Source organism: Streptococcus australis, from assembly GCF_015553625.1.
GTDB classification, from domain to species: Bacteria; Bacillota; Bacilli; order Lactobacillales; family Streptococcaceae; genus Streptococcus; species Streptococcus australis_B.
Map to the genome: position 1 here is coordinate 98,733 of NZ_JADNGY010000002.1, position 21,916 is coordinate 120,648.

Here is a 21,916-nt window from a genome sequence, read left to right on the forward strand (position 1 = left end):
TTCAAGTAACTCAGAATCTGGATGATGGGTAGATTTCACGTAGTTCATTTAAAGAAATTTCATATTTAAAATAGTTCAATATCATGGCACAGCATGCTAATCCACATTCTGAATTTTCCATTTGATATATCATTGGAACTTTCACAATACTCCCTCCTTGTTCAAAATAAAGTCGATAATTTCTTCTTGTCTAAAATCTACTAATTTCTTTTGATACTTAATCTTTTTTAAATATTTATTATTTTTCGAGTAAATATAGTTTGACAAGGTAAAAACAACTTCTTCTGAAGATAAGTTCTGTGGAATAAACCAATCAGAAGATTTATGTAGTAATTTATAGTACTCACGGATAATATTTTCCTGAATATTTGAATCAAAAACTTCATTATTAGCAATTGTGAATGCTGACCCTTCACCTTTTACTTCAAAGTAAAGGTTTATCAAACATTTTTCAAATTTTGAAAAAAAAGATTTTTCTTTAGAGGTTAATTTTGCAAAATCGTCGATTGTTATATGAGGATTATTATAGAAACTATTCGCAAAGAATCTCTGATATATTTTTGAATCTTTTGAATACAAAACTATCTCTCTAATAGCATTGCCATCTGTTCCATCAATTGGTAAACATACCGTAACTAGAAAAAGAATTATATTCAAAATAAAAAATTCTGATGCGTACGGCACAAATCCCAAAAGTGCTAATATTGCGACAATTAGGTTAGCTCCACCTCCCCCAAAGAAGTAGAACACCAAATTCCTATCACTATTTTTTTCATTAGTAATGTTTCTATTACTCATTTGACAATAACCGAATGCTAATAACACTGGAAATTTGAAATATATTTTTTTTCTGAAATAGAAGAAAAAGGGAGTAGCAAGCATCTCTAGTTTATAAGATAAACATCTTCCCACTAAAAAATGACCTAGTTCATGTAATGTAATTGATATTAACGAAATTAAAATCAATCGAAAATAATAGATTAATGAATCATTTGGAAAAATTATCAATAATAGGAACAATAACGGAATCAAACATAAATATATGACAGAGTTATTTAATATTTTCAACATAATACCATTCCTCTAAACTATTAGCTTCAAAAAGGCGTTTTTTCTCCCAATACATCTTCTCAAAATGTTCGGAATCATAATTTTCTTAGAGTTATGATTTCGCACTCCTGCATATATAAATATTTTATTCATTTTAATTCATCCTCTCAATTTGAATTTAGTAGATTTTTCAAGATAGTATGGTACAAAAACAGACTTTTGTTGGCTCACATTATTACATATGTTTTGTATTAAACCAAAATCAATACTATTTTTGGAGTAGTTTTGATTTTAGTTTAAAATCATTACAGTAAACTAACTTCCCTTTTTCATCAAAAATTGTTTTAAGATAATAATAATTTCATTTTTTTCTTCTTCTGTCAGTTCATATTCCTTCAATAAACTAACAATTTCTTCTAGTCCATCATCACGTCCTTTTAAAATCTCAAAAGATGCACCAAAGATATCAGCTAATTTTTCTATTGTTTCATCTTTCGGATTTCTCCCTCCGTTCTCCCACCTAGCATACTGTGCTTGAGCAACACCTAACTTTTCAGCAACTTCTAATTGAGTAAGTCCTGCATTTAGTCGGGCTTTTTTTATATTGTCTTTTAACATTTTAAAATTCCTTTCGTTTTCCTATTGACTTATAACCAAAATGGTTGTATTATACTTATATAACCAAAATGGTTATATAAAAACAAAGCATACAAAATAAGTGATACTAGTTAAATTTATGAGTATGCAAAAACACCCCAGAAAGCTCTGCAAAGCGTTCTGAGGCTTTCGTTTAAAACCAATACAATTATACCAAAATGGTAATAAAAAGTCCATAAAAAGCAAGATATGGCTAGATTGAGGATATTATGACATCAACACAGTTGGCATTTCAAAACAACAAAATTAACAATACTCATTCTTTTTATTCGCCTAGTTTAGAAGAATATATTCAAGTAAATGATGATGTATTTAACGATATTCGAGACGAAGAAATTGAACTTCGAGCACTTGAACTGCTCTCGAGTTTTCTAGACAAGTATTTTGGGTAGTTTAAAAACTAATAAATTAGAGATTGGGAGACAAGTGCAAGGGCGCGGGCCGAAGGCAGAGCGCCCGAAGCTCGAAGTTCTCCCAATCTCTAACATAAAAGCTGGCGTCTCTAACAGCCAGCAATCAGATACACTTAAGGCAACGCCCTAAGTAACGAGTCATCGGCAAAAATCAATAGTAGCAACGAATTACGCAGATTTTAAGCATAGAAAGGAGGCGTTACATTGAAAAATACCATTCAATCTCTACGAGAATATCAAAGTCAAGTAGATTTATCAAAACTAGAAAAATCTATTTATATCAGCATTGACAGATTAACAGTAATCTTTGATAGTGAGAACCAATCACTTAGACGAATATTTCGTGAATTACGAAAATCACTCGATAATATAATTCAAGAATTTAGTATTCAAGAAAATCTAAGAGAAGACTATTTTACTCTTTATAAAACAATAAACGAAGATAGTATAAATCTAATTTTCTTCCAACTATCGGATTATGGTGGTTATCAAGTCATACGCCTAGACTTCAACCCAAACTCACTAAAAGAATTTGAGGGTTTACAAGTGTGGAGGCAGATTATGAATTACGCTCGATTAAATCGATTAGAAATTAGACTGTCACGATTAGACCTTGCTTTTGATATCTTTAATAGGCCAGAAATAGTTTTTTTACAACATATCAAAGGAGGAGTTAGTCATAAAATATTCTACGGTAGAGGGGGCAATATAGAAAGTAAATACTGGGGTGCAAGTGGTAGCAACGTTCAAGTACGTTTATACGATAAGAATATAGAGGTATTAAGTCACAAAAGAGCTGATAAATTAAATATAGAAAGCAAACCTTTTTGGTGGCGGTTAGAGTTCCAACTTCGAACAAAAGCTATAAACGAGGAAACAATTTCAGAGATTTCTAAACGATTGGAGAATTTTAGCTTTTTTAGTCTTTCAAGTGTTCCAGATGATAGCAAAGCATTTGCTTATATCTTTCTCCATGAACCTGCACTCTTACCCGAATTATTCCCCTATCTGAAACCTAACACTATTAGAGTTAAAAAGACTAGGCTTAGAAAACATTTAAAAGCATTTGATAGTAGCTCATTTTCTTTAGAGCTACAAGATGCACTTAAAGAACAAACCCCACGATTAAATAATGAACTCAAACAATTAATAGGAGAATTCCTAGAACTTACTAGTAAAGGAGAAATTGATTTATGAACGATAAATTAACTATGACAGTACAAGAAATTATGGACTTAGGTTTTTCAAAATGGACTGCTTATAATATTTTACGGCAAGCAAAACATATTATGGTCGAGCGTGGTTTCGATTTCTATAACAATAAAGGACTTGGAACTGTTCCAGTATCAGTTGTAGCAGAGATACTTGGATTGGAGGAACTACATGTCAAAAACTAGATATACCGGTGTTACGAAAGATGATAAGACTGGCAAATATACTTATTATTTTAAAGCTGGAGTTGACCTAGCTACTGGTAAACCTTATCAAGAACGTAGACGTGGTTTTCAAACCGCAAAAGAAGCCTTTGAAGCACGTACAAGAGCCTTGAATAAGATACAACAAAAAGGAGGAATTAAGCATACTCAATGGACTTTTAAGCAGTTTATGGAAGAAGTTTTTATGCCAAATTATTACGCTACAACAAGTCCGGATCTCGAACGCAGACGTCAAGTTATATTCGATGAATTTATTCAATACTTTGGTAAGAAAAAACCTAGAGAAATTACTACTTATGATGTGATTAATTATAGAAACGGTTTATTAGAGAGATATTCAAATTCATATGCAAGAAACAAGATGACTTTGCTTAATCAAGTTTTGAAAACTGCAAAAAAATATGGGTTGATTTTTCATGAAATTCCCACAAGTAATATCAGTCCAATTCCAATCATAAAAAAACATATAGATTTTTGGACAAAAGACGAGTTCCAAAAAGTAATACAATCACTTGATAAAAAGAGTTATTTTGAACACTTTGTTTATACGCTTTTTTGGCTTTATTATTTTACAGGAATGCGTGTAAATGAGGCGACTGCTCTTTATTGGGAAGATGTAGATTTTGAAAAGAAAACTCTAGCAATCAATCACAACTTACAGTATATAAACCGTGAAAATTGGGTTCGGCGTAACAAACTAAAAACTGAAAGCTCCAGACGAACTATTGGCCTTGATGATAATACTCTAAACGTACTTAAAGAATGGAAAGAACGACAAGCAAAAGTTGACAAGATACCATTCATTCTATCACTTGATGGAAATCCATATCGTAAACGTAGTATTAGAGACCAGATTCTAAAATATTCTAAACGAGCAGGAGTTAAATACATTCAACCAAAAGGTTTAAGACACTCCCATGCGTCATTACTTATTAATGAATATAATGTAAATGCTCTATATATTCAAAGACGATTAGGTCATTCTGATGTCAAAACTACACTTAGCATTTATAGTCATTTATACCCAAACGCTGATTCCGAATTAACAGATAAACTCAATCTCATATCAAGTGATTTTATCGACTAAATCTCTTTGGCTACCAAATTAGCTACCAAAAAAAGAAAATACGCCTCAAAAGCCTCATTTTAAAGGGCTTTTTTTCATATTTTCCCACTATTTCTAACAGGGGGGTACAAATCGACAGGAAACAGTCAAAAAAACATTAGAAAATCCTTTGGTTACAAGGGATTTACAAAATTTCAGCGTATGTCAAATGGGCTTTAAAAGTTGACATACGCCTTTTTGATTGGAGGGATTTTTACTGAATGAACAAACTTGGTTACAGCATTTAAAAGAAAAACGCTTGGCTTATGGACTATCTCAAAACCGTTTAGCTGTTGCGACTGGTATTACAAGGCAGTATCTAAGCGATATTGAAACAGGAAAAGTCAAGCCATCAGAGGATTTACAGCAGTCCCTTTGGGAAGCTCTGGAACGCTTCAATCCCGACGCTCCCCTTGAAATGCTGTTTGATTATGTAAGGATTCGCTTTCCGACAACAGACGTACAGCAGGTGGTCGAAAACATCTTACAACTGAAACTGTCCTATTTTCTTCATGAGGACTATGGTTTCTATTCTTATTCAGAGCATTATGCTTTAGGCGACATATTCGTCCTTTGCTCCCATGAACTGGACAAAGGAGTTCTGGTGGAATTGAAAGGTCGTGGGTGCAGACAATTTGAAAGCTATCTTCTGGCACAACAAAGAAGCTGGTATGAGTTCTTTATGGACGTTTTGGTGGCTGGCGGTGTGATGAAACGCCTTGACCTTGCCATTAACGATAAGACAGGGATTTTGAATATCCCTGTACTCACTGAAAAGTGCCAACAGGAAGAATGTATCTCCGTCTTCCGCAGTTTTAAAAGCTATCGCAGTGGCGAACTGGTACGCAAAGAGGAAAAGGAATGTATGGGAAACACCCTCTATATCGGTTCATTACAAAGTGAAGTTTATTTCTGTATCTATGAAAAGGACTACGAGCAGTACAAGAAAAATGATATTCCCATTGAAGACGCAGAAGTAAAAAACCGTTTTGAGATTCGATTGAAAAATGAGCGTGCCTATTATGCAGTCCGTGATTTACTCGTCTATGACAATCCAGAGCATACCGCCTTTAAAATTATCAATCGGTATATCCGTTTTGTAGATAAAGACGATTCCAAACCTCGTTCTGATTGGAAACTGAATGAAGAATGGGCTTGGTTTATTGGGAACAATCGTGAACGATTAAAACTAACCACAAAACCAGAGCCTTACTCCTTCCAAAGGACGCTGAACTGGCTATCTCATCAAGTTGCCCCGACCTTAAAGGTTGCGATTAAACTTGATGAAATCAACCAGACGCAGGTTGTAAAAGACATTCTCGACCATGCGAAACTGACAGACCGACACAAGCAGATTTTGAAGCAACAGTCAGTAAAAGAACAGGACGTGATAACAACAAAAAAATAACTCAAATACAAATTCATTGAATATAGAGAGGAGAACATTTTTATGAATTTTGGACAAAACCTTTATAACTGGTTTCTATCAAACGCTCAATCACTGGTGCTTTTAGCAATCGTTGTGATTGGCTTGTATCTTGGCTTCAAGCGTGAGTTTAGCAAACTGATTGGCTTTTTAATTATTGCGATTATTGCGGTTGGCTTAGTCTTCAACGCTGCTGGAGTAAAAGACATTTTACTAGAGCTATTCAATCGCATTATTGGTGCTTAAATAAAACCGTTCTTTTGTGGAATATAAGTGGTTTTCTTATGTTCCGCAAAGGAATGGTACACCAAACGAAGTGCGGTAGGGATTTTTGAATCTCTACAAAGAAAGGACGTGAATATATGGACGATATGCAAGTCTATATTGCGAATTTAGGCAAATACAATGAGGGCGAATTGGTCGGTGCGTGGTTTACCTTTCCCATTGACTTTGAGGAAGTCAAAGAGAAAATCGGCTTGAATGATGAATATGAGGAATACGCCATTCATGACTACGAGTTACCCTTTACGGTTGACGAATACACTTCCATTGGCGAACTCAATCGACTATGGGAAATGGTATCGGAATTACCCGAAGAATTACAATCGGAGCTATCTGCTCTGCTCACTCATTTTTCAAGCATTGAAGAACTAAGCGAACATCAAGAGGATATTATCATTCATTCCGATTGTGATGATATGTATGACGTGGCACGCTACTACATTGAAGAAACGGGTGCTTTAGGCGAAGTACCAGCTAGTCTTCAAAACTATATTGATTATCAAGCCTATGGTCGGGATTTAGACCTTTCAGGAACGTTTATCTCAACCAATCATGGGATTTTTGAAATCGTCTATTAAATCTGTCGGTACATTACTACTGGCAGATTTTCTATTTTACGGGGTGGCTCAATCAGCTACCCCTATTTTTTATGAAAGGATTGATTACATGAAGAAAATACGAAGCTATACCAGTATCTGGTCTGTGGAAAAGGTACTGTATTCTATCAATGATTTTAGACTTCCGTTTCCCATAACCTTTACGCAAATGACATGGTTTGTCGTGTCACTCTTTGCAGTGATGATACTTGGCAACTTGCCCCCTCTTTCCATGATAGAGGGAGCATTTCTCAAATACTTTGGGATTCCTGTGGCTTTCACATGGTTTATGTCTACAAAAACTTTTGATGGTAAAAAGCCTTATGGATTTTTGAAGTCTGTCATTGCTTATGCACTGCGACCAAAGCTGACCTATGCAGGAAAAAAAGTAACGCTTGGCAGAAACCAGCCACAAGAAGCCATTACAGCAGTTAGGAGTGAATTTTATGGCATATCCAATTAAATACATTGAAAACAATCTCGTCTGGAATAAAGACGGGGAATGTTATGCTTACTATGAGCTTGTTCCTTACAATTACTCATTTCTAAGTCCAGAACAGAAAATACAAGTGCATGATTCTTTCAGACAGCTTATCGCACAAAATCGTGATGGCAAAATTCATGCTTTACAAATCAGTACAGAATCCAGCATACGTTCTGCACAAGAGCGTTCCAAAAATGAAGTCACTGGCAAGCTCAAAGCGGTTGCCTATGACAAAATCGACCAACAGACAGACGCTTTAATATCCATGATTGGCGAAAATCAAGTGAACTACCGTTTCTTTATCGGCTTTAAGTTGCTTCTCAACGATCAGGAGTTTTCTATGAAAAGTCTTACCGTTGAAGCAAAAAATGCTTTGTCTGATTTTGTCTATGATGTGAACCATAAGCTGATGGGCGATTTTGTTAGTATGAGTAATGATGAAATCCTGCGTTTTCAGAAGATGGAAAAGCTCTTAGAAAATAAAATCTCTCGTCGTTTCAAAATCCGCAGGTTAGATAAGGACGACTTCGGCTATCTGATTGAACACCTTTACGGACAGACAGGCACTGCCTATGAAGAGTATGAGTACCATCTATCAAAGAAAAAGCTGGATAATGAAACGCTGATTAAATACTATGACTTGATTAAGCCTACTCGCTGTTTGGTGGAAGAAAAACAGCGATATTTGAAAATCCAGCAGGAAGATGAAACCGTCTATGTAGCTTACTTTACCATTAACAGCATTGTCGGAGAACTGGACTTCCCGTCCTCTGAAATCTTCTACTACCAGCAACAGCAATTTACATTCCCGATTGATACGTCAATGAATGTGGAAATTGTAGCGAATCGTAAAGCCCTATCTACTGTCCGCAATAAAAAGAAAGAACTGAAAGACTTGGATAACCACGCTTGGCAAAGTGATAATGAAACCAGCTCCAATGTGGCGGAAGCTCTGGAAAGTGTGAATGAGCTGGAAACCAATTTAGACCAAAGCAAGGAATCTATGTACAAGCTGTCTTATGTGGTAAGGGTATCAGCAAATGATCTTGACGAACTCAAACGTCGTTGTAATGAAGTGAAAGATTTTTATGACGATTTAAGCGTAAAACTGGTACGACCATTTGGGGATATGCTCGGCTTACATGAAGAATTTTTACCTGCCAGCAAGCGTTATATGAATGATTATATTCAATACGTGACCTCTGATTTCCTCGCTGGTTTAGGTTTTGGTGCTACTCAAATGCTGGGGGAAAATGAGGGGATTTATGTTGGCTACAGCTTAGATACTGGACGCAATGTCTATCTGAAACCTGCTCTTGCCAGTCAAGGGGTTAAGGGTTCAGTAACCAATGCGTTAGCGTCGGCTTTTGTTGGTTCGCTGGGTGGTGGTAAATCCTTTGCGAATAACCTTATCGTCTATTATGCGGTGCTTTATGGGGCACAAGCAGTGATTGTAGACCCAAAAGCAGAACGTGGCAGATGGAAAGAAACCTTGCCAGAGATTTCCCATGAAATCAATATCGTCACTCTGACTTCTGATGAGAAAAACAAAGGCTTACTTGACCCTTATGTGATTATGAAAAATCCCAAAGATTCTGAATCACTGGCTATTGATATTCTGACATTCCTTACGGGGATTTCCTCTCGTGATGGGGAACGCTTCCCAATCCTTAGAAAAGCCATTCGTGCAGTAACCAATAGTGAAGTACGAGGGTTGATGAAAGTGATTGAGGAATTACGGGTTGAGAATACGCCACTAAGTACCAGTATAGCCGACCATATCGAAAGTTTTACAGACTATGACTTTGCACATTTATTATTCAGTAATGGTTATGTGGAGCAGTCTATCAGCTTAGAAAAACAACTGAACATTATACAGGTTGCGGACTTGGTACTTCCCGACAAGGAAACTTCCTTTGAGGAATATACCACTATGGAGCTTTTATCCGTTGCTATGCTGATTGTCATTAGTACCTTTGCTTTAGACTTTATCCATACAGACCGAAGCATTTTCAAGATTGTAGATTTAGACGAAGCATGGAGCTTTTTACAGGTAGCACAAGGAAAAACACTATCTATGAAGCTGGTTCGGGCTGGTCGTGCTATGAACGCTGGGGTATATTTCGTGACCCAAAATACAGACGACCTCTTAGATGAAAAACTGAAAAATAACCTCGGCTTAAAATTTGCATTTCGTTCCACTGACCTTAACGAGATTAAAAAGACCTTAGCCTTTTTTGGTGTAGACCCAGAGGACGAAAACAATCAGAAGCGATTGCGTGATTTGGAAAACGGGCAATGCCTTATCAGTGATTTATATGGTCGTGTCGGTGTGATACAGTTCCACCCTGTATTTGAAGAACTGCTCCATGCCTTTGATACCAGACCACCTGTGCGAAAAGAGGTGTAAATGTGAAACCATCAATAGTAAACAGAATAAAATCAAACTGGACGCTGAAACGTCTAGGTAAAGTGGCAATGACAGTGGCTTTCACACTTGTGATTGCCATTTTTCTTTTAGCCATGCTGGGAACGGTGGTTCAAGCTGCGGGCTTGGTAGATGATACGGTCAATGTGGCAAATGAATACAGCCGATACCCACTTGAAAACTATCAACTGGATTTTTATGTGGATAATAGCTGGGGCTGGCTTCCGTGGAACTGGTCGGACGGGATTGGAAAACAGGTCATGTATGGACTATATGCCATTACCAATTTTATTTGGACAATCAGTTTGTATGTTTCCAATGCGACAGGTTACTTAGTACAGGAAGCCTATTCCTTAGACTTCATTTCCGCTACAGCAGATTCCATTGGTAAGAATATGCAGACCTTAGCTGGTGTGAGTGCAAACGGATTTTCAACAGAGGGTTTCTATGTTGGATTCCTCTTACTCTTGATTTTGGTTCTTGGGGTTTATGTTGCCTATACGGGACTGATAAAGAGAGAAACCACAAAGGCAATTCATGCCATTATGAATTTTGTGCTGGTGTTTATCCTATCGGCTTCCTTTATTGCCTACGCTCCCGACTACATTAAAAAAATCAATGACTTTTCATCAGACATCAGTAATGCCAGTTTATCACTTGGCACGAAGATTGTCATGCCCCATTCCGATAGTCAAGGCAAGGACAGCGTGGACTTAATCAGAGATAGCCTGTTTTCCATACAGGTTCAGCAACCGTGGCTACTGCTTCAATACAACAGTTCAGACATTGAAAGTATCGGTATTGACCGTGTGGAAAGCCTGCTCTCCACCAGCCCAGATTCCAACAATGGCGAAGACAGAGAAAAAATTGTTGCGGAAGAAATTGAAGACAGAAGCAATACCAATCTAACCATTACAAAGACCATTAACCGTTTAGGTACAGTCTTCTTCCTATTTGTCTTCAATATTGGGATTTCCATATTTGTATTCCTATTAACAGGAATCATGATTTTCTCGCAGGTACTTTTTATCATCTATGCTATGTTTCTGCCTGTGAGCTTTATTTTAAGCATGATTCCATCATTTGATGGTATGTCAAAACGAGCCATAACAAAGCTCTTTAATACCATTTTGACACGAGCTGGAATCACATTGATTATTACGACAGCATTTAGTATTTCAACCATGCTCTATACCTTATCGGCTGGTTATCCGTTCTTTTTGATTGCTTTTCTACAGATTGTGACCTTTGCAGGAATCTACTTCAAGCTGGGCGATTTAATGAGTATGTTTTCTCTACAGAGTAACGATTCTCAAAGTGTGGGAAGTCGTGTGATGAGAAAACCTCGTATGCTTATGCACGCTCACATGCACCGTCTACAGCGGAAACTTGGACGTTCCATGACTACTCTAGGGGCTGGGTCTGCCATTGTTACAGGTAAAAAAGGACAGTCGGGTTCGGGGAGTTCTGCAAGGACACAAGCAGATCACTCCCGACCAGACGGAAAGGAAAAATCAACACTTGGAAAACGTATCGGTCAAACCATCGGTACAGTAGCTGATACCAAAGACAGAATGGTAGACACTGCTAGTGGTTTGAAAGAACAGGTTAAAGATTTGCCGACCAATGCAAGATATGCAGTATATCAAGGAAAATCCAAAGTAAAAGAGAATGTCCGTGATTTAACCAGTAGTATTTCTCAAACCAAAGCGGACAGAGCCAGTGGACGCAAGGAACAGCAGGAACAAAGGCGAAAAACCATTGCGAAGCGTCGCTCTGAAATGGAACAGGTCAAACAGAAAAAACAGCCTGCTTCTTCTGTTCATGAAAGACCGACTACAAGACAAGAACAATATCATGATGAACAGACCTCAAAACAGTCTAATATTCAGACTTCATATAAGGAATCTCAACAAGCCAAACAAGAGCGTCCAGCAGTTAAGTCCGATTTTTCAAGTCCAAAAGTGGAACGCCAAGGCAATACCGTTCAAGAAAAAACCGTTCAAAAGCCAGCAACTTCAACCACTACAGCAGATAGAACTTCACAACGTCCAATCACAAAAGAACGTCCGTCTACTGTTCAAAGAGTACCACTACAAAATACAAGAAGTAGACCACCAATCAAAACCGCCACCATTAAGAAAGTCGGTAAGAAACCATGAAGTTGAAAACTTTAGTGATTGGTGGTTCTGGATTATTCTTGATGGTCTTCTCACTGCTTCTGTTTGTTGCCATTTTATTTTCAGATGAACAGGACAGCGGAATTTCCAATATTCATTATGGAGGTGTGAATGTTTCCGCAGAAGTGCTGGCTCATAAGCCTATGGTAGAAAAATATGCCAAAGAATATGGCGTTGAAGAATATGTCAACATACTTCTTGCGATTATACAGGTGGAATCGGGCGGTACTGCGGAAGATGTTATGCAGTCCTCGGAATCCCTCGGTCTTCCACCTAATTCATTGAGTACAGAAGAATCCATTAAGCAAGGTGTGAAGTATTTCAGTGAATTATTAGCCAGTAGCGAAAGGCTCAGTGTAGATTTAGAATCGGTTATCCAGTCCTACAATTATGGTGGTGGTTTCTTAGGGTATGTGGCTAATCGTGGAAATAAATATACCTTTGAACTGGCTCAAAGTTTCTCAAAAGAGTATTCAGGTGGCGAAAAAGTGTCTTACCCCAATCCCATAGCCATACCTATCAATGGGGGCTGGCGATACAACTATGGCAATATGTTTTATGTGCAACTGGTAACGCAGTATCTTGTCACAACAGAGTTTGATGATGATACGGTACAAGCCATCATGGACGAAGCACTGAAATATGAGGGCTGGCGATACGTTTACGGTGGAGCTTCCCCGACTACTTCTTTTGATTGTAGCGGACTGACACAATGGACGTATGGAAAAGCTGGAATTAACTTACCACGAACCGCACAACAGCAATATGATGTGACCCAGCATATCCCACTATCGGAAGCACAAGCTGGCGATTTGGTTTTCTTTCATTCTACCTATAACGCTGGCTCTTATATTACTCATGTTGGGATATACCTTGGCAATAACCGTATGTTTCATGCAGGCGACCCAATCGGTTATGCCGACTTAACAAGCCCCTACTGGCAACAGCATTTAGTGGGAGCAGGACGAATCAAACAATGAGAAAGGAAGATTTAATGATGAAATTTAGAAAAAATCAGAATAAAGAAAAACAGATACCAAAGGAAAAGAAACCTCGTGTCTACTATAAGGTCAATCCTCATAAAAAGGTTGTGATTGCCTTGTGGGTACTTTTAGGGCTTAGTTTCAGCTTTGCGATATTCAAGCACTTTACAGCTATAGATACTCATACTATTCACGAAACAACTATCATAGAAAAGGAATACGTTGATACTCATCATGTAGAAAATTTTGTAGAGAACTTTGCGAAAGTCTACTATTCATGGGAGCAATCCGATAAGTCCATTGATAATCGAATGGAAAGTCTAAAAGGCTATCTGACAGATGAACTTCAAGCTCTCAATGTTGATACAGTACGCAAAGATATTCCTGTATCGTCTTCTGTAAGAGGATTTCAGATATGGACGGTAGAGCCAACTGGCGACAATGAGTTTAATGTAACCTACAGTGTAGACCAGCTCATTACAGAGGGAGAAAATACAAAGACCGTCCACTCTGCTTATATAGTGAGTGTCTATGTAGATGGTTCTGGAAATATGGTACTGGTTAAGAATCCGACCATTACCAACATACCTAAGAAATCAAGTTATAAACCAAAAGCCATTGAAAGTGAGGGGACGGTTGATTCCATTACAACCAATGAAATCAATGAGTTTTTAACGACGTTCTTCAAGCTCTATCCTACAGCGACAGCCAGTGAACTTTCCTACTATGTGAATGACGGGATATTAAAACCAATCGGAAAAGAGTACATCTTTCAAGAACTGGTAAATCCTATTCACAATCGTAAGGATAATCAAGTCACGGTATCGCTGACAGTGGAGTATATCGACCAGCAGACCAAAGCAACGCAGGTATCTCAATTTGATTTGGTACTTGAAAAGAACGGGAGTAATTGGAAGATTATAGAATAACAAATATTGGTACATTATTACAGCTATTTTGTAATCACGTACTCTCTTTGATAAAAAATTGGAGATTCCTTTACAAATATGCTCTTACGTGCTATTATTTAAGTATCTATTTAAAAGGAGTTAATAAATATGCGGCAAGGTATTCTTAAATAAACTGTCAATTTGATAGTGGGAACAAATAATTGGATGTCCTTTTTTAGGAGGGCTTAGTTTTTTGTACCCAGTTTAAGAATACCTTTATCATGTGATTCTAAAGTATCCGGAGAATATCTGTATGCTTTGTATGCCTATGGTTATGCATAAAAATCCCAGTGATAAGAGTATTTATCACTGGGATTTTTATGCCCTTTTGGGCTTTTGAATGGAGGAAAATCACATGAAAATTATTAATATTGGAGTTTTAGCTCATGTTGATGCGGGAAAAACTACCTTAACAGAAAGCTTATTATATAACAGTGGAGCGATTACAGAATTAGGAAGCGTGGACAGAGGTACAACGAAAACGGATAATACGCTTTTAGAACGTCAGAGAGGAATTACAATTCAGACGGCGATAACCTCTTTTCAGTGGAAAAATACTAAGATAAACATCATAGACACGCCAGGACATATGGATTTTTTAGCAGAAGTATATCGTTCATTATCAGTATTAGATGGGGCAATTCTACTGATTTCTGCAAAAGATGGCGTACAAGCACAAACTCGTATATTGTTTCATGCACTTAGGAAAATAGGTATTCCCACAATCTTTTTTATCAATAAGATTGACCAAAATGGAATTGATTTATCAACGGTTTATCAGGATATTAAAGAGAAACTTTCTGCGGAAATTGTAATCAAACAGAAGGTAGAACTGCATCCTAATATGCGTGTAATGAACTTTACCGAATCTGAACAATGGGATATGGTAATAGAAGGAAATGATTACCTTTTGGAGAAATATACGTCTGGGAAATTATTGGAAGCATTAGAACTCGAACAAGAGGAAAGCATAAGATTTCATAATTGTTCCCTGTTCCCTGTTTATCACGGAAGTGCAAAAAACAATATAGGGATTGATAACCTTATAGAAGTGATTACGAATAAATTTTATTCATCAACACATCGAGGTCAGTCTGAACTTTGCGGAAAAGTTTTCAAAATTGAGTATTCGGAAAAAAGACAGCGTCTTGCATATATACGTCTTTATAGTGGCGTACTGCATTTGCGAGATTCGGTTAGAATATCGGAAAAGGAAAAAATAAAAATTACAGAAATGTATACTTCAATAAATGGTGAATTATGTAAAATCGATAAGGCTTATTCCGGGGAAATTGTTATTTTGCAGAATGAGTTTTTGAAGTTAAATAGTGTTCTTGGAGATACAAAGCTATTGCCACAGAGAGAGAGAATTGAAAATCCCCTCCCTCTGCTGCAAACGACTGTTGAACCGAGCAAACCTCAACAAAGGGAAATGTTACTTGATGCACTTTTAGAAATCTCCGACAGTGACCCGCTTCTGCGATATTATGTGGATTCTGCGACACATGAAATCATACTTTCTTTCTTAGGGAAAGTACAAATGGAAGTGACTTGTGCTATGCTGCAAGAAAAGTATCATGTGGAGATAGAAATAAAAGAGCCTACAGTCATTTATATGGAAAGACCGTTAAAAAAAGCAGAGTATACCATTCACATCGAAGTTCCACCGAATCCTTTCTGGGCTTCCATTGGTCTATCTGTAGCACCGCTTCCATTAGGGAGCGGAGTACAGTATGAGAGCTCGGTTTCTCTTGGATACTTAAATCAATCGTTTCAAAATGCAGTTATGGAGGGGATACGCTATGGCTGTGAACAAGGATTGTATGGTTGGAATGTGACGGACTGTAAAATCTGTTTTAAGTATGGCTTATACTATAGCCCTGTTAGTACCCCAGCAGATTTTCGGATGCTTGCTCCTATTGTATTGGAACAAGTCTTAAAAAAAGCTGGAACAGAATTGTTAGAGCCATATCTTAGTTTTAAAATTTATGCGCCACAGGAATATCTTTCACGAGCATACAACGATGCTCCTAAATATTGTGCGAACATCGTAGACACTCAATTGAAAAATAATGAGGTCATTCTTAGTGGAGAAATCCCTGCTCGGTGTATTCAAGAATATCGTAGTGATTTAACTTTCTTTACAAATGGACGTAGTGTTTGTTTAACAGAGTTAAAAGGGTACCATGTTACTACCGGTGAACCTGTTTGCCAGCCCCGTCGTCCAAATAGTCGGATAGATAAAGTACGATATATGTTCAATAAAATAACTTAGTGTATTTTATGTTGTTATATAAATATGGTTTCTTGTTAAATAAGATGAAATATTTTTTAATAAAGATTTGAATTAAAGTGTAAAGGAGGAGATAGTTATTATAAACTACAAGTGGATATTGTGTCCTGTATGTGGAAATAAAACACGATTAAAGATAAGGGAAGATACTGAATTAAAAAAATTCCCCCTCTATTGTCCGAAATGCAGACAAGAAAATTTAATTGAAATAAAGCAGTTCAAAGTAACTGTGATTACAGAGCCAGACGCAAAGACGCAGAGCCGATAAAATGAGATTAATACAATCTCATTTTATCGGCTCTTTCCGTTATGTATGGATTCTTTTAATTAGTCTTCGATGTTTCTTGCTTCGTTGATACCGCTGGCTAAAGATTCCATTAAGGATAGTTCTTTGTCTGTAAAGCTATCCATGTATTTCTCTATCTGTAATCGTCGGGTGCTTTTTACCAAGTTATTAGCAGGTAAGAAAAATTCATCAACGGAAACATGAAGTAACGATACAAGGTCATAAAGAACTTGTATGCTGGGGTGTTGCCCTTTATTTTCAATATTAGTTAAGTACCGTGGGTCAATTTCAATCAATGCTCCCACTTGTTCACGAGTTAAACCTCGTTTCAATCGAGCTTCTTTAATGGCTAAACCAAAGGCTCTAAAATCATATTTATCTTCTTTTTTACGCATAGTAGACCACCTCTATACATTTTATTGTTCCTACTGAATTAAAAACAGGTATAGAAAAACGTGTTATATGGTTTATAGGTTTATATTTAATAAAAAGCACTACTAAACGCCAATAAAAAAAACCGTTATATGGTAGTGCTATTTACGCTGTTAAAATATTGTATATTACTTCCAAATGGCGGTTTGTTGGAGGTCAACGTCGCCATGAAGTACATCATATACAATAAATTTCCTTACATTGGGTTCTTGTCAAAAAAAGTCGTCTATCTGCAATAGATAAGTACGTCCACCAATGTGGTTTTATAAATCATATAGATAGAATAACAGAAGCATGTAAACAGAGAAATAAATCTGTTTATATGCTTTTTTGGCTATTCAGAACTTTTTTACAAAGTTTATTTATCAGTAATGCAACAAATCCCCCTTTCACATTGGGACTAAGAGTGAAAGGAGATAAACGAGCAAGGCTCACTTCCTTTCCTAGACAGAAAGGGGGTGAGAAACATGAAACCATCTTCTTTTCAGACCACAATAGAAAATCAGTTTGACTATATCTGTAAACGTGCTATGGAAGACGAGCGAAAGAATTATATGCTTTATCTTTCAAGGATTGCAAAGCGTGAGGTGTCCTTTTCGGATGTTGGCGATTATCTTGTTAGCCAGTTTGCGACAACAGATAACTATTCAACTGACTTTCAGATTTTTACACTCAATGGGTTATCAGTAGGCGTTGAAAATGATTTGTTGAGTGAAGCATTACGTGAGTTGCCAGACAAGAAACGTGAAATTCTACTGCTGTTTTACTTTATGGACATGAGCGATTCAGAAATTGCAGACCTGTTGAAATTGAACCGTTCTACTGTCTATCGGCATAGAACCAGTGGACTAGCCTTAATTAAAAAGTTTATGGAGGAATTTGAAGAATGAAAACACAATATCCTATGATTCCCTTTCCTCTCATTGTAAAGGCAACAGATGGCGATACCGAAGCGATTAACCAGATTCTACATCATTACAGAGGGTACATAACGAAGCGTTCCCTACGACTTATGAAAGATGAATATGGCAATCAAAGTATGGTCGTTGATGAAGTCTTACGTGGAAGAATGGAAACCAGACTGATTACAAAGATTTTGTCATTTGAAATTAAGTAATATCCTCTCTCCTTTCGTGGAAGCGTGCTAAACCATTCCACGCTTCCCGAACAGGGAGGTTTGTTATTCCACCAAAGCATATTGAGCTTTCAATGTGTTTTGATAGGCTAACGAGCCATTGTTCTTTGAAAACTGAATAAAAGTAATCGAATACGTTTCGATAAGAAAAGAGCCAACGGAACTAACCGCCATGACCTATCTTATAAAGATAGCGAGCGATTCATGTTAGTGATCCGAGAAGCAATCTTTAGCAGGATTGCCTGCAACGACATTCTTATCGTGATAATGATACTCCCATACAGTCAATAGTCCGAGCGTGATAAAACCGTCGCAGGCAATGAGTATGGCTACATGAGAACCATGCAGGGGTGGAACTCCCGTGAGCTTTGCTAAAGCTGTTCGATTGCTGGTAAAACAACTTTTATGAAATCCAAATAAGTGATTTGGAAAGGAGGATTTTATGAAGCAGACTGACATTCCTATTTGGGAACGTTATACCCTAACCATTGAAGAAGCGTCAAAATATTTTCGTATTGGCGAAAACAAGCTACGACGCTTGGCAGAGGAAAATAAAAATGCAAATTGGCTGATTATGAATGGCAATCGTATTCAGATTAAACGAAAACAATTTGAAAAAATTATAGATACATTGGACGCAATCTAGCGTCGCCAAAGGGTCTTGTATATGATAAAATAGTATTAAGTCGTATCAAGGCTCTTTCCATAAAGGAAAGGAGCAAATGCCATGTCAGAAAAAAGACGTGACAATAAAGGTCGAATCTTAAAGACTGGAGAGAGCCAACGAAAAGACGGAAGATACTTATACAAATATATAGATTCATTTGGAGAACCGCAATTTGTTTACTCGTGGAAACTTGTGGCTACAGACCGAGTACCAGCAGGAAAGCGTGATTGTATCTCACTTAGAGAGAAAATCGCAGAGTTACAGAAAGACATTCATGATGGTATTGATGTTGTAGGAAAGAAAATGACACTCTGCCAGCTTTACGCAAAACAGAACGCTCAAAGACCAAAGGTTAGAAAAAACACTGAAACTGGACGCAAATATCTTATGGATATTTTGAAGAAAGACAAGTTAGGTGTAAGAAGTATTGACAGTATTAAGCCATCAGACGCTAAAGAATGGGCTATTAGAATGAGTGAAAATGGTTATGCTTATCAAACCATCAATAACTACAAACGTTCTTTAAAGGCTTCATTCTATATTGCTATACAAGATGATTGTGTTCGGAAGAATCCATTTGACTTTCAACTGAAAGCAGTTCTTGATGATGATACTGTCCCTAAGACCGTACTAACAGAAGAACAGGAAGAAAAACTGTTAGCCTTTGCAAAAGCTGATAAAACCTACAGCAAAAATTATGATGAAATTCTGATACTCTTAAAAACAGGTCTTCGTATTTCAGAGTTTGGTGGTTTGACACTTCCAGATTTAGATTTTGAGAATCGTCTTGTCAATATAGACCATCAGCTATTGAGAGATACTGAAATTGGGTACTACATTGAAACACCAAAGACCAAAAGTGGCGAACGTCAAGTTCCTATGGTTGAAGAAGCCTATCAAGCATTTAAGCGAGTGTTAGCGAATCGAAAGAATGATAAGCGTGTTGAGATTGATGGATATAGTGATTTCCTCTTTCTTAATAGAAAGAACTATCCAAAAGTGGCAAGTGATTACAACGGCATGATGAAAGGTCTTGTTAAGAAATACAATAAGTATAACGAGGATAAATTGCCACACATCACTCCACATAGTTTGCGACATACATTCTGTACCAACTATGCAAATGCAGGAATGAATCCAAAGGCATTACAGTACATTATGGGACATGCTAATATAGCCATGACGCTGAACTATTACGCACATGCAACATTCGATTCTGCAATGGCAGAAATGAAACGCTTGAATAAAGAGAAGCAACAGGAGCGTCTTGTTGCTTAGTAGTACAAATGAATTTACTACTTATTTACCACTTCTGACAGCTAAGACATGAGGAAATATGCAAAGAAACGTGAAGTATCTTCCTACAGTAAAAATACTCGAAAGCACATAGAATAAGGCTTTACGAGCATTTAAGAAAATATAAAAAGATAATTAGAAATTTATACTTTGTTTAAAGATAAAAAAAATCTCCCTGCAAAGCAGAGAGAGTGTAAACGTAGACAAGTGCTCATTTATAAAAATCTATTAACTTCAATAAAGATAAATAACTTTATTGGTTAGGGTTATTCAGTCATCTACTGAAACTTTCCGCCGTGAGAAAAGTGCTAGAAACAATATTGTTTCTAGCACTCGGAATTATTGAGACCTCAGGCTCAATAATTAGTCATGGAACTTCATAGAAGTTCGCTGACGTCCGTTCTCGCCTAAGGAAAGTTTCTAAGATGACTTTGTCTTCAATCTTATTCTTCTAAACACATAGAAAATTCGTTTAGTTCTTGTCCCATTTAATCTTGTTTAGACAAATGAAGGTTAGGAATATTATTCCATCTTTGTCCCCTTATTTAAAATATTGCCCATTTTTCCTAGTCCCATCAGTAAGAGAGGGAAAGTGATAAGTGTTATAAGTCCTAGCCCAAGAAAAACAGCTACAAATCCACAAGTATCGATAAACCAACCAGTCAGTGGGAAGATAACGATCATGGATAGACTAAACATCATCGAATTGATACTAAGCATGGTTGCTCGAACACTAGATGGTAAATAGCCTTGTAAATCATTGTAGTAAATGGGTTGATAAACCGCGTATAGGGCATTGGTTAGAAGATAAACACTCAGATAGGCCAATGGAGTATTCAACCCTACCAAAAACAAGGCCAGACCTGTCAGTGCAACTAAAATTGGAAAGACTTGATTGCTATTCCATTTTTTACCGATTTGACTAGCCAGATAAACCGCTAGAAGATTTAAGAGACTACCAACAAGCATGATGAGCGATACTTGCCAACTGGCTAGGTCACTGATTTTCTGTTGGTAGTAAAAATAAAACATACACATGATGGTTCCTACCAGCTGAAAGGTGAACATCCAGTAAAACAAGACTGGTTTCTCCTGCCATTCTTGTTTCACTACCACCAATATCCGTTTTAAGGTTAAGTGATTTCTTTCACCACTCTTGCTCTCTGGCTCTTTCATTAGAAAAATCAAGAGAATGGATAGCGATGAAAGGCCAATAGCAATCAAGTAAGTCCAAGCCAATGCTCCGTGAATAAAGAAGCCTGCCACCACTGTCCCTAAAGTTCGGGTGACTTCAGCCACACCAGACAAGAAGCTAGAAATCTGAAGATAATGGTCCTTTTGACCCGCTTCTACAGCTGAATCATATAAGAAAGCCGTACTGGTCCCCGAATCAAAATTGTAGGACCAAGCACTGACCATCATGGCAAGCGCATAGATCCAAAAATTCCCTTGACCAAACAAAATCAAGATAGAAGACACAATACTAGCCAAGCGAGCCAAATAGAGATTGGTCTTGTAGCTAAACCGATCGGCCAACATACCAGATGGGATCTCACACAAGAGACTTGTCCCATGGAAGATACTTTCTAATAGACCGATTTGAAGTAAGGAAAGACCATTCTGAATGAAAAATAAAATCCAAAAACTAGTGATTCCAAAATAAGATGTGAATTCCAGTCCTGCTAGGAGTGGAATATTGCCTTTGTAAGTTCTTTTAAACATTGTTTTCTCTCTTTCAATATGTAGGATGATTGTTTCTAAAAGACTTACCTAGATTTGCCTACATTTCCTCCACCTCTTTCATTTAAAGTAAAAAC

The 21,916-nt window shown here is 37.1% G+C and carries 25 protein-coding genes and 1 pseudogene; 20 read left to right on the plus strand and 6 right to left on the minus strand.

Features of this window, described 5'->3' with window-relative positions; translation table 11 throughout:
• Window positions 1-10: 10 nt before the first annotated feature.
• The 3 genes from I2D56_RS01890 to I2D56_RS01900 form a co-directional block, all read right to left on the minus strand.
• The gene (locus tag I2D56_RS01890) at window positions 11-133 is read right to left on the minus strand and encodes a cysteine peptidase family C39 domain-containing protein (protein ID WP_267472195.1); all 123 of its coding nucleotides are present in this window, start codon (window positions 131-133) and stop codon (window positions 11-13) included.
• Between the two features lie 8 nt (window positions 134-141).
• Window positions 142-1,071: a M50 family metallopeptidase gene (locus tag I2D56_RS01895; RefSeq protein WP_195347853.1), complete on the minus strand. Its 930-nt coding sequence runs from the start codon at window positions 1,069-1,071 to the stop codon at window positions 142-144.
• 294 nt (window positions 1,072-1,365) lie between these two features.
• The gene (locus I2D56_RS01900; protein WP_195347854.1) at window positions 1,366-1,668 is read right to left on the minus strand and encodes a helix-turn-helix transcriptional regulator; all 303 of its coding nucleotides are present in this window, start codon (window positions 1,666-1,668) and stop codon (window positions 1,366-1,368) included.
• A 248-nt stretch (window positions 1,669-1,916) separates the two neighbouring features.
• Here I2D56_RS01900 and I2D56_RS01905 point away from each other — a divergent pair, with 248 nt between their 5' ends.
• From I2D56_RS01905 to I2D56_RS01980, 16 genes and pseudogenes are all read left to right on the plus strand, one after another.
• Window positions 1,917-2,099, plus strand: coding sequence for a hypothetical protein (locus I2D56_RS01905; protein WP_000204837.1), 183 nt, complete (start codon window positions 1,917-1,919; stop codon window positions 2,097-2,099).
• 225 nt (window positions 2,100-2,324) lie between these two features.
• Window positions 2,325-3,317, plus strand: coding sequence for a replication initiation protein (locus I2D56_RS01910; protein WP_195347855.1), 993 nt, complete (start codon window positions 2,325-2,327; stop codon window positions 3,315-3,317).
• A complete protein-coding gene (locus tag I2D56_RS01915; protein WP_000998327.1) occupies window positions 3,314-3,517 on the plus strand; it encodes a DUF3173 family protein in 204 nt (67 codons plus the stop codon). Before I2D56_RS01910 ends, I2D56_RS01915 begins: the two co-directional genes overlap by 4 nt.
• On the plus strand, window positions 3,504-4,643 hold the full coding sequence (locus I2D56_RS01920) for a tyrosine-type recombinase/integrase (RefSeq protein ID WP_195347856.1): 1,140 nt from the start codon (window positions 3,504-3,506) through the stop codon (window positions 4,641-4,643). The genes I2D56_RS01915 and I2D56_RS01920 overlap by 14 nt, the downstream gene beginning before the upstream one ends.
• A gap of 78 nt (window positions 4,644-4,721) precedes the next feature.
• Window positions 4,722-4,841 carry a conjugal transfer protein gene (locus tag I2D56_RS01925; RefSeq protein ID WP_079261586.1) on the plus strand — a complete coding sequence of 40 codons (120 nt, stop codon included), beginning with the start codon at window positions 4,722-4,724 and terminating at the stop codon, window positions 4,839-4,841.
• Between the two features lie 22 nt (window positions 4,842-4,863).
• The gene (gene mobT, locus I2D56_RS01930) at window positions 4,864-6,069 is read left to right on the plus strand and encodes a MobT family relaxase (RefSeq protein ID WP_000398284.1); all 1,206 of its coding nucleotides are present in this window, start codon (window positions 4,864-4,866) and stop codon (window positions 6,067-6,069) included.
• 42 nt (window positions 6,070-6,111) lie between these two features.
• Window positions 6,112-6,333 (plus strand): hypothetical protein, encoded by a 222-nt coding sequence (locus I2D56_RS01935; RefSeq protein WP_001009056.1) that lies wholly within the window; start codon window positions 6,112-6,114, stop codon window positions 6,331-6,333.
• 116 nt (window positions 6,334-6,449) lie between these two features.
• Window positions 6,450-6,947 (plus strand): antirestriction protein ArdA, encoded by a 498-nt coding sequence (locus I2D56_RS01940; protein ID WP_000342539.1) that lies wholly within the window; start codon window positions 6,450-6,452, stop codon window positions 6,945-6,947.
• A gap of 88 nt (window positions 6,948-7,035) precedes the next feature.
• A complete protein-coding gene (locus tag I2D56_RS01945; protein WP_000723888.1) occupies window positions 7,036-7,428 on the plus strand; it encodes a conjugal transfer protein in 393 nt (130 codons plus the stop codon).
• Window positions 7,412-9,859, plus strand: coding sequence for an ATP-binding protein (locus I2D56_RS01950; RefSeq protein WP_000331160.1), 2,448 nt, complete (start codon window positions 7,412-7,414; stop codon window positions 9,857-9,859). Before I2D56_RS01945 ends, I2D56_RS01950 begins: the two co-directional genes overlap by 17 nt.
• A gap of 2 nt (window positions 9,860-9,861) precedes the next feature.
• Complete coding sequence (locus I2D56_RS01955) at window positions 9,862-12,039, plus strand: CD3337/EF1877 family mobilome membrane protein (RefSeq protein WP_000804748.1); 2,178 nt, start codon at window positions 9,862-9,864, stop codon at window positions 12,037-12,039.
• The gene (locus I2D56_RS01960; RefSeq protein ID WP_000769868.1) at window positions 12,036-13,037 is read left to right on the plus strand and encodes a lysozyme family protein; all 1,002 of its coding nucleotides are present in this window, start codon (window positions 12,036-12,038) and stop codon (window positions 13,035-13,037) included. The genes I2D56_RS01955 and I2D56_RS01960 overlap by 4 nt, the downstream gene beginning before the upstream one ends.
• Window positions 13,034-13,969, plus strand: a complete 936-nt coding sequence (locus I2D56_RS01965) for a conjugal transfer protein (protein ID WP_001224320.1) — start codon at window positions 13,034-13,036, stop codon at window positions 13,967-13,969. Before I2D56_RS01960 ends, I2D56_RS01965 begins: the two co-directional genes overlap by 4 nt.
• 313 nt (window positions 13,970-14,282) lie before the next feature.
• Window positions 14,283-14,330: pseudogene (locus tag I2D56_RS09910) on the plus strand (hypothetical protein); the annotation flags it as partial.
• Window positions 14,331-14,345: 15 nt separating this feature from the next.
• A complete protein-coding gene (gene tet(M), locus I2D56_RS01975) occupies window positions 14,346-16,265 on the plus strand; it encodes a tetracycline resistance ribosomal protection protein Tet(M) (protein WP_195347857.1) in 1,920 nt (639 codons plus the stop codon).
• Window positions 16,266-16,383: 118 nt separating this feature from the next.
• Window positions 16,384-16,551, plus strand: a complete 168-nt coding sequence (locus I2D56_RS01980) for a cysteine-rich KTR domain-containing protein (RefSeq protein WP_000336323.1) — start codon at window positions 16,384-16,386, stop codon at window positions 16,549-16,551.
• A gap of 59 nt (window positions 16,552-16,610) precedes the next feature.
• On the opposite strand, the gene I2D56_RS01985 is transcribed toward I2D56_RS01980, so the two are convergent.
• A complete protein-coding gene (locus tag I2D56_RS01985) occupies window positions 16,611-16,964 on the minus strand; it encodes a helix-turn-helix transcriptional regulator (protein ID WP_001227347.1) in 354 nt (117 codons plus the stop codon).
• 504 nt (window positions 16,965-17,468) lie between these two features.
• Between I2D56_RS01985 and I2D56_RS01990 the strand changes: the two genes are divergently transcribed.
• Window positions 17,469-17,891 carry a sigma-70 family RNA polymerase sigma factor gene (locus tag I2D56_RS01990; protein ID WP_000804885.1) on the plus strand — a complete coding sequence of 141 codons (423 nt, stop codon included), beginning with the start codon at window positions 17,469-17,471 and terminating at the stop codon, window positions 17,889-17,891.
• Window positions 17,888-18,118, plus strand: coding sequence for a helix-turn-helix domain-containing protein (locus I2D56_RS01995; protein ID WP_000857133.1), 231 nt, complete (start codon window positions 17,888-17,890; stop codon window positions 18,116-18,118). Before I2D56_RS01990 ends, I2D56_RS01995 begins: the two co-directional genes overlap by 4 nt.
• A 225-nt stretch (window positions 18,119-18,343) precedes the next feature.
• Here I2D56_RS01995 and I2D56_RS09790 read toward each other — a convergent pair whose 3' ends face one another.
• The gene (locus I2D56_RS09790) at window positions 18,344-18,595 is read right to left on the minus strand and encodes a hypothetical protein (protein ID WP_001845478.1); all 252 of its coding nucleotides are present in this window, start codon (window positions 18,593-18,595) and stop codon (window positions 18,344-18,346) included.
• On the opposite strand from I2D56_RS09790, the gene I2D56_RS02000 reads away from it, so the two are divergent.
• Window positions 18,579-18,782 carry an excisionase gene (locus tag I2D56_RS02000; protein WP_000814511.1) on the plus strand — a complete coding sequence of 68 codons (204 nt, stop codon included), beginning with the start codon at window positions 18,579-18,581 and terminating at the stop codon, window positions 18,780-18,782. The genes I2D56_RS09790 and I2D56_RS02000 overlap by 17 nt on opposite strands.
• A gap of 81 nt (window positions 18,783-18,863) precedes the next feature.
• Window positions 18,864-20,081 carry a tyrosine-type recombinase/integrase gene (locus I2D56_RS02005; RefSeq protein ID WP_001291561.1) on the plus strand — a complete coding sequence of 406 codons (1,218 nt, stop codon included), beginning with the start codon at window positions 18,864-18,866 and terminating at the stop codon, window positions 20,079-20,081.
• Between the two features lie 540 nt (window positions 20,082-20,621).
• On the opposite strand, the gene I2D56_RS02010 is transcribed toward I2D56_RS02005, so the two are convergent.
• A complete protein-coding gene (locus tag I2D56_RS02010) occupies window positions 20,622-21,821 on the minus strand; it encodes an MFS transporter (RefSeq protein WP_195347858.1) in 1,200 nt (399 codons plus the stop codon).
• Window positions 21,822-21,916 lie beyond the last annotated feature (95 nt).